The sequence below is a fragment of the Microcystis sp. M53603_WE2 genome, from assembly GCF_030065435.1.
This window is the reverse complement of record NZ_JASJFF010000384.1, coordinates 1-3,840: the sequence shown is the minus strand read 5'-3', so window position 1 is coordinate 3,840 and position 3,840 is coordinate 1. Positions and strand designations below refer to the sequence as shown.

3 protein-coding genes are annotated in these 3,840 nt (G+C 45.5%); 1 reads left to right on the top strand and 2 read right to left on the bottom strand.

What is annotated here, in order from left to right; translation table 11 throughout:
* Together PX481_RS08170 and PX481_RS08165 are read right to left on the bottom strand one after the other, a co-directional pair.
* Nucleotides 1–1,346, bottom strand: a 1,346-nt coding sequence (locus PX481_RS08170) for an ABC1 kinase family protein (RefSeq protein WP_288094315.1), incomplete at its 3' end; no start/stop codon positions are given.
* A 90-nt stretch (nucleotides 1,347–1,436) separates the two neighbouring features.
* The gene (locus tag PX481_RS08165; protein WP_002761072.1) at nucleotides 1,437–1,742 is read right to left on the bottom strand and encodes a DUF6825 family protein; all 306 of its coding nucleotides are present in this window, start codon (nucleotides 1,740–1,742) and stop codon (nucleotides 1,437–1,439) included.
* Nucleotides 1,743–2,149: 407 nt separating this feature from the next.
* On the opposite strand from PX481_RS08165, the gene PX481_RS08160 reads away from it, so the two are divergent.
* Complete coding sequence (locus PX481_RS08160) at nucleotides 2,150–3,373, top strand: ABC transporter substrate-binding protein (protein WP_002761074.1); 1,224 nt, start codon at nucleotides 2,150–2,152, stop codon at nucleotides 3,371–3,373.
* The last annotated feature ends 467 nt before the right edge of the window (nucleotides 3,374–3,840 follow it).

Genomic DNA, 3,840 nt, shown 5'->3' with positions numbered 1-3,840 from the left:
CCATTATTTCCTGTCATATCATTTACTAATTGCAGGGCAAAAGGTTGGGCCACTTCCATAAAGTTAAATTCGGGATCGAGTCCTTTGCCTACCCCTTCCAGGGTAGAAAATGCCCGCATGACAAAGGTAAAGGTAGCGGGAAAGCGAAAAGGCTGATCGTAGGCGATTTCATAGAGATCATCGCTGATAGCGGCCACGGATTGCTCCTCAAAGGGTTTATCCATGAAGTTATCGAGCATATACTGGATCGATCGCCGCACTGCTCCCATATCACCATTAGCAGTTAATGCTCCTAAATCGACCAGAGAAGTGACCACGCGATCGGCATCTTTTTGGGCAATTCCCAAGAGAGTTTGCATTAATTTTTCGCGCACGTTGGTTTTGATTTGTCCCATCATGCCGAAATCGTAGAAAATTAAGGAGCCATCACTATCAACGGCGATATTGCCAGGGTGAGGATCCGCGTGAAAAAAGCCGTTATTGAGCAGTTGAATTAGATAGGCTTTTGCCCCCAGTTTAGCCAACAATTTGCGATCGAGTCCAGCCGCTTCTAGGGCCTCATAATGACTGATTTTGATGCCAGGGAGGTATTCTAGGGTTAAAACCCGGGGAGAGGTGTAGCGCCAATAGACTTTTGGCACTTTCACCCAATCTTCCCCGCGAAAATTACGGCGAAAAGTGTCAGCGTTACGACCTTCGTTAAGATAATCGGTTTCTTCCCAGAGAATTTTACAGCATTCTTCATAAATACCCGTCCAATCGCGACCTTTACCCCATTTGGGATGATTTTGGAAATATTGGGCGATTTTTTTTAGGATGGTCAGATCGATACTAAATAATTTTTTCAATCCGGGCCGTTGGACTTTGACCACCACATCTTCCCCGCTCTTCAGTTGGGCCCGGTGAACTTGTCCTAAACTAGCGGCTGCTAGGGGGATGGGATCGAAGCTTTTAAAGAGTTGATTGAGGGGTTTACCGAGGGATACCTCGATAATTTTGCTGGCCTGTTCGTAGGTAAATGCGGGAACCTGATCCTGTAGTTTCGAGAGTTCTTCCACATATTCGAGGGGAAAAAGATCGGCCCGGGTGGAGAACAGTTGACCGACTTTAATAAAAGTTGGACCCAATTCTAGCATGGTTTCCCGAATCCAAGCGGCTTGTTTTCTGCGTCTGCTGGCGAGTTTTTCCTGGCTATAGCCACCGTTATAGCTCCATTTTTTACCGTTGAGCCAGAATTGATAAAGTACAGTCAGAACGAATCGCCAAATATCTAGACGACGACGATTGATGGAATAGTTTTCTCGATTCCAACGATAGCTATTTTTGGCGACTTGGAGGGCCGGCATTGCTGGGTTTAACTCTAGGGTAACGGGGACGGGTAGAAGGGCTGACACGCAATTTTTGGGGCTTTAAAGCGACTAAAAGAGGGTTTTTGGTTAATTCTGGTAGTTTTTGAGTTCCGAGCGCAATTGGGCGATTTCGGCCCGCATTTCGTCGATGTTTTCCTGCACATCGGCACTGGAGGAACCACTGGAGTCTGTCTCAGTATATACTCCCTTTTCCATGGCTCGATCGGCTCTCATTTGCACTTCTTCGACGAATTGCCGCAGGTTTTCCCGTTGTTCGGCATCAAATTTGCCTAATTCGCTTAAAGCGTTGGTGAACGCATCTTCTAGCTGTTCACTGACCACTTCAGCGATCGCTCGTCCGAGGAAAAAGGCGTGAATAACGGGGTTAGTCATAATCTTAAATGGATGTTTTCGCTTGCTGGGTTTTGTGAACGGGAAAGGCGATAATAAATTCCCTAACTACTAGGTTAGGCGACAGAACCAGAAAAGGCAAATCGTTTTTCTGAAAAGGGAGGTTAGACCAAATCCGTTTTCAATAGTGTGATTAACTCTCAAGTTATGAATTGTTTCTCCCTTCTCCCCACACCCTACACCCTACACCCTACACCCTACACCCCACTCTCCTATGCCTTTTAAACAGGATTTAGTATGAGACTGGGAGGTTAATCGACAAAATTAGGGGAAAGAAAGGGTGCTAAGGAAGCAGAATCCGGTTCGATCGCGTCGAGAATTATCGCTGAAATCAACCCGATTAGCGAAATAATAGTGTCATCAACAATATCAGTCTCTGGAGAGTTAAGATGCTCAGAAAACGTTTATTAATCCCCTTAATATTATCCCTAGTCACTTTTGGTTTAGTGGTGGCCTGTAATTCCAGCACTCCCACCAGTCAAACTAACCCCAGTCCCGCAGAAAACGCCGCCACTGCTGCTATTCCCATCGGTGCAGCCTTAGCTCAAACCAGCAATCTCGCCCTATTGGGACAGGAACAGGTGATCGGTGTCAAGATGGCTGAAACATATTTTAATAAAAAGGGCGGAGTCAATGGAACACCGATTAAAGTTATTATCCAGGATGTGACCGGGGATGAACCGGGAGCGATCAACGCCATCAATACCCTCATCACCAAAGATAAGGTGGTGGGTATTCTCGGTCCGTCCCTGTCCCAACAAGCTTTTGCCGCTAGTCCGATCGCCGATCGAGCCAAAGTTCCCATTCTCGGCCCCTCTAACACGGCTAAAGGTATCCCCCAGATCGGTGAATATGTGGGTAGGGTGTCCGCTCCTGTGGCTGTGGTCGCTCCCAATGCGGTTAAAACCGCTTTAAAAATCGATCCCAAGATTAAAAAAGTGGCTGTCTTTTTTGCCCAAAATGATGCTTTTAGTAAATCGGAAACGGAAACTTTTCAAGAAACCCTGAAGAGTTTAAATCTTGATATTGTCACCGTGCAGAAATTCCAAACCACCGATACAGATTTTCAAAACCAAGCCACCGCCGCTATTAATATTAAACCGGATTTAGTGGTTATTTCTGGTTTGGTTGCTGACGGGGGCAATTTGGTCAAACAGTTGCGACAATTAGGCTATCAGGGATTAATTATTGGTGGCAATGGTTTAAATACTTCTAATATTTTCCCAGTTTGTCAAGCTCAATGTGATGGCATTATCATTGCTCAAGCTTATAATCCGGAATTAGATAATCCTATTAATCGGGATTTTGTCGCCGCTTATACAGCAGAAAATAAAAAAGCACCGCCCCAATTTACTGCTCAAGCTTTTACGGGAATTCAAGTTTTTGTCGAGGCCTTAAAACGAGTAGATGATAAAAATAAACTCAGTACACTTTCCCTCGAACAAATTCGCCAACAATTAAATCAGGAAATTTTAGCGGGTAAGTATGTCACTGTCCTGGGAGATATTGCTTTTACTCCCGAAGGGGAAATCATTCAGGATAAATTCTCCGTGGCACAAATTAAAATGGATGCCGATGGTAAAAATGGTAAATTTACTTTTGTGAAAAATTAATCAGTAAGGGGTTCTTCTCATTTCCACCTCGTTGCAAGGGTATCCCTTGCAACGCACTTCCAGAACGTAGGTTGGGTTGAAGCATGAAACCCAACGTCCGATCATGTTGCGCCACCGCTAACCCATCCTACAAATAATTGTGCCTCCCTACTTACCTCGTTGCAAGCATCTCCCTTGCAACGCACTTCCAGAGGTTCTAGTTCTTGTATAACCCATCAGGGAAGGGAGGAATATCCTCCCTTTTCTCGTGCCAATGTAGAACCTTGGCAGGAGAGAAGAAACCCACATTCCGCACCCTCAACTGTCACATAAGCTGTCCCCCTCCAGAGACTTGAGTAAAAATACTTAGCTGGTGAAGGTTTTCTCGGTGGCCGTTAGGGGGAGCTTGAGACCCCTAATTAGGGTCTGCTGAAAAAGTTTTTCGTGGGGACAGGGTGTGGGGTGTGGGGTGTGGGGTGTAGGGTTTT

Coding starts and splice junctions, on each gene's coding strand:
- PX481_RS08165 (WP_002761072.1), bottom strand. CDS start 1,742: ATGACTAACCCCGTTATTCACGCCTTTTTCCTCGGACGAGCGATCGCT.
- PX481_RS08160 (WP_002761074.1), top strand. CDS start 2,150: ATGCTCAGAAAACGTTTATTAATCCCCTTAATATTATCCCTAGTCACT.